This window comes from Bradyrhizobium sp. P2_E8 (genome assembly GCF_056403875.1).
The window spans coordinates 1-4,253 of sequence record NZ_JBFUES010000688.1; the positions used below are offsets into that span (position 1 = coordinate 1).

At 67.1% G+C, this 4,253-nt stretch carries 3 protein-coding genes; all 3 read left to right on the top strand.

Going from position 1 to position 4,253, the window contains the following annotated elements; translation table 11 throughout:
• The first annotated feature begins 43 nt into the window (after positions 1 to 43).
• Entirely contained in the window at positions 44 to 1,741 is a 1,698-nt protein-coding gene (locus AC1D00_RS29580; RefSeq protein ID WP_404557721.1) for a methyl-accepting chemotaxis protein, read from the top strand.
• Between the two features lie 265 nt (positions 1,742 to 2,006).
• The gene (locus tag AC1D00_RS29585) at positions 2,007 to 2,720 is read left to right on the top strand and encodes a class I SAM-dependent methyltransferase (RefSeq protein ID WP_477013102.1); all 714 of its coding nucleotides are present in this window, start codon (positions 2,007 to 2,009) and stop codon (positions 2,718 to 2,720) included.
• 102 nt (positions 2,721 to 2,822) lie between these two features.
• A partial coding sequence (locus AC1D00_RS29590) for an outer membrane protein assembly factor BamB family protein (RefSeq protein WP_477013103.1) occupies positions 2,823 to 4,253 on the top strand: 1,431 nt, incomplete at its 3' end.

Consider the following 4,253-nt stretch of genomic DNA (forward strand, 5'->3'; position numbering starts at 1 on the left):
TTGCTGGGATTACGCCCTCGACTGGACATCATTGGATCTTGCGATGAGCTTTTTGAACAATTTGAAGATCGTGTGGAAGGTCGCGCTGATCGTGGCCGTGATGGGCTGTGCGATGGTTGGCGTCGCCACCTTCGGCACGCGCGAACTCGCTGCGACCGTCGACGGGTTTGCCGAGCTCTCCGCCACGCAGTCGTCGGCGCTCAACCTCACCCGCGCCCAGCGCCGCGCCGAGACCTATCACGCGGCGCTCTATGCGGTCTTCACCGAGGCGACTGAGGCCGGCAACGCCAACCGTCTCAAGATCGCGACCCAGAACCGCGACGAAATCCGCCAATATCTGGACGCGGCGGAGCAGGACGACCCAACGCGCGCGAGCCAGATCAGGAGCATCGGCGACCAGTTGAAAGCCGTGTTCGCCGGCTGCGATCCGGTGCTGAAGGCTGGCTCGCAGGCCAGCACCTCGGAAGACAATGCCAAGGCCGCAGACCGGGCGCACAAGGAGTGCGACCCGGTGATGGATGCGGCCCTGGCCCGCATCGCCCAGTTCGTGACCGAGACCGCGCAGGCGGTTGCCAAGCGCAAGGAAGCCATCAACCGCGACGCCCGCTCCGCGACCTGGACCGTGATGGGCGTCAGCGCCGGGGGCCTGATCCTCGGCATCGCGATCGCGCTGTTCATCGGCCTCAATGCGATGTCCCGGCCGATCGCCCGGCTCAAGCTCGCCATGGAAGGCCTTGCCCGCAACGATCTCAAGACCGAGGTGCCCGAGAAGGATCGCCGCGACGAGATCGGCGACATGGCCAGGACCGTCGAAGTGTTCAAGACCAACGGGCTCGAAGTGGAGCGGCTCAAGGCGGCGCAGGCGGAAGCCGAGAAGCAGGCCGCCGAGCAGCGCCGCCGCGACATGGTCAACCTGGCCGACGGCTTCGAACGTGCGGTCGGCGAGATCATCGAAACGGTCGGGTCCGCGTCCACCGAGCTTGAGGCGTCGTCCTCGACCTTGGCCACCACCGCGCAGCGCGCGCAGGAGCTGACCTCGGTCGTCGTGGCCGCTTCAGGCGAAGCCACCGGCAACGTGCAGTCGGTTGCGACCGCGACGGAAGAGCTGTCCTCCTCGGTCAACGAGATCAGCCGGCAGGTGCAGGAATCGGCGCGGATGGCGGGCGAAGCCGTCAACCAGGCGCGCACCACGACCGAGCGCGTCAGCGAGCTTTCGGTTGCCGCCACGCGAATCGGCGACGTCGTCGAGCTGATCAACACCATTGCCGGCCAGACCAATCTGCTGGCGCTGAACGCCACGATCGAAGCCGCGCGCGCCGGCGAGGCCGGCCGCGGCTTCGCGGTCGTCGCCTCCGAGGTGAAGACGCTGGCCGAGCAGACCGCGAAGGCGACCGGCGAGATCAGCCAGCAGATTTCCGGCATCCAGACCGCGACCCAGGAATCCGTCAACGCGATCCGCGATATCTCCGCGACGATCGAGCGGCTCTCGGAAGTGTCGTCGACCATCGCCGCGGCCGTCGAGGAGCAGGGCGCCGCGACCCAGGAGATCTCGCGCAACGTGCAGCAGGCCGCTCACGGCACCCAGCAGGTCTCCTCGAACATCACCGACGTGCAGCGCGGCGCGGCCGAAACCGGCTCGGCCTCCTCGCAGGTGCTCTCGACCGCAAAGATGCTGGCGACCGACAGCAACCGGCTGAAGGACGAAGTCGGCAAATTCCTCCGGACGGTGCGCGCCGCCTGAGTCCGCGCGGCGGCATCCGTCCGCCGTGCCGATAGCGCCTATTGCGGCAGCAGAAATGCAAGCACGATGACGAACAGCACGGCCGTCATGATGACGGCCGTAGCTGCACCGGCGACCATTTTGGCCTTCTCTCGTGCGGTGGTGGGGCGCATGAAAATTCCAACGAGACGGATGAGGTGAGCGGGTTCGCTTGCGGACCATTTCGGACAGCAGGCTCTCCTTGTATAGTGCGTTTGCGCCGGAATCTCGATTCGCGTGCTCTCTGATGATCCCCAATCGTCCGCCCGTGCTCGCCCACGAACGCTTCGTTGCCGACCGCGACAATTTCGCGGGCCTCGATCTCGCCGCGCGGTTCGAGCGGATCGAGCGGACCAACCTGTGGGGCGCGGCCACTTCGGTCTCGGGCCTCGGCTCGGAGGATCCCGCCACGGCCGCGATCCGGCACGCGCTTCCTGCACTGCTGCAACGGCTCGGCGCGCGCTCGCTGCTCGATGCGCCCTGCGGCGATGCGGGCTGGATCGGCCGCATGAAGCTCGATCTCGACTACATCGGCATCGATATCGTGCCGTCGCTGATCGAGGCCAATAGCGAGCGCGCGGCACGAGGTGAACTGGCAGGTCGCTTCCGCGTTGCGGACATCACGCGCGATGCGCTGCCGGCCGCCGACTTGATCCTGTGCCGTGACTGCCTGGTTCATTTGAGCTTCGACAACATCGCCCGCGCCGTCACGAACTTTCGTGCGAGCGGCGCGCGCTTCCTGATGGTCACGACGTTTCCCCAATGGGATGCAAATCGCGACTGCGAGGACGGCGACTGGCGCGCGTTGAACATGGAGACGGCGCCGTTCAACTGGCCGGCGCCGCGCGAACTGATCAACGAGCGCTGCGAGGAGGGCGGCGGTGGCTGGCGCGACAAGAGCCTCGGGCTCTGGCGGCTGGATGAATTGCCCGATCGCGTCCGCGTTGCCACGGGGATGTGACGGACGCAGCCGGAACGTCCGTTGCCTCAGTGATTGCCGTCGCGCTACATTTCGGGTTGCATGAAGCCGTCTCGCGTTGCGGTGACGGTGCCGGAGCACGCCATGAGACAAAGCGTTGTGGTCGTCGCCATGCTGATCTGGTGCTGCGCGCCGGCGCTGGCGCAGCAGGAGGGCGCTGCGCTCTACGCGAGCCACTGCGCGCAATGTCACGATGCCGGCAATGCCCAAAGCCGTGTGCCGGGCCGCAGCGCCATGCAGGGAATGTCGTTCGATCATGTGCTGGGGACACTGACCTCCGGCAGCATGGCGGCGATGGCGAAGGAGCGTAGCGACGAGGATCGCCGCGCGATTGCTGCCTTCGTCACCGGCAAGACTGCGGCTGGCGACGCTGCGATCGAAGCGCAGGGGCGCTGCGCGCAGCAGGTCAGTGCCTTTCCGCAACCGCTTGACGGTCCACGCTGGAACGGGTGGGGCGTCGACGCTGGCAATAGCCGCTTCCAGCCGGCCGACATGGCGGGGCTGACCGCGGAAGAGGTGCCGCGCCTGCGGCTGAAATGGGCTTACGCCTTTCCCGGCGCCTCGGTGTCGTTTGCGCCGCCGACGATCGTCGGCGGCCTGCTGTTCATCGGCGGTACCGACCGCAAGGTGCACGCGCTCGATGCGCGAAGCGGCTGCACGCTGTGGACGTTGCCGACCGATGCCGCGGTGCGCGCCGCGATCAGCTTCGCGCCGCTTCCCGGTACCGATCAGTTCGCGATCTTCTTCGGTGAYTTGCGCGCCAATGCCTATGCCGTGAACGCGCTGACCGGCGCGCTGATCTGGAAGACGAAGGTCGAGGAGCATCCGACCGCGCGCATCACCGGCGCGCCGACGCTGCATTCCGGCGTGCTCTACGTGCCGGTGTCCTCGCTCGAGGAGGCCGCCGGCTCGCAAGCCAGTTACGAATGCTGCACTTTCCGCGGCAGCGTGGTGGCGCTGGAGGCCCTGACCGGCAAGCCGGTGTGGCAGGCCTACACGATCCCGGAAGTGCCGCATCCGACCAGCAAGAATACGAGAGGCACGCAGCTGTTCGGCCCGTCCGGCGCCGCGGTGTGGTCGGCGCCGACGATCGATCCGAAGCGCAACGCCGTCTACGTCGCGACCAGCAACTCCTACTCGAATCCGCCGGCCGCAACCGCCGATGCGATCCTCGCGTTCGAGCTTGCGACCGGAAAGCTGCTCTGGAAGCAACAGGCGACCCCGAAGGACGCCTTCATCGTGGCGTGCTACGGTGCGGACAGGACCAATTGTCCTGACGAGCACGGCCCCGATCACGATTTCGGCCAGTCGCCGATCCTCGTGACCCTGCGCGACGGCAGGCGTGTTCTTGCCATCGCGCAGAAGTCCGGCGTCGTGCACGCGCTCGACCCTGATGATGGCGGCAAGATCCTGTGGCAGACGCGGGTCGGCAAGGGCGGTGCCCTCGGCGGCAGCGAATGGGGCTCGGCCGCCGACCAGGACCGCATCTACGTCGCGAACTCCGACGTGCGTTTC

What these genes read in the sequence shown, in the direction of transcription:
- AC1D00_RS29585 (WP_477013102.1), top strand. Translation starts at nt 2,007, where the DNA reads ATGATCCCCAATCGTCCGCCCGTGCTCGCCCACGAACGCTTCGTTGCC.
- AC1D00_RS29580 (WP_404557721.1), top strand. Translation starts at nt 44, where the DNA reads ATGAGCTTTTTGAACAATTTGAAGATCGTGTGGAAGGTCGCGCTGATC.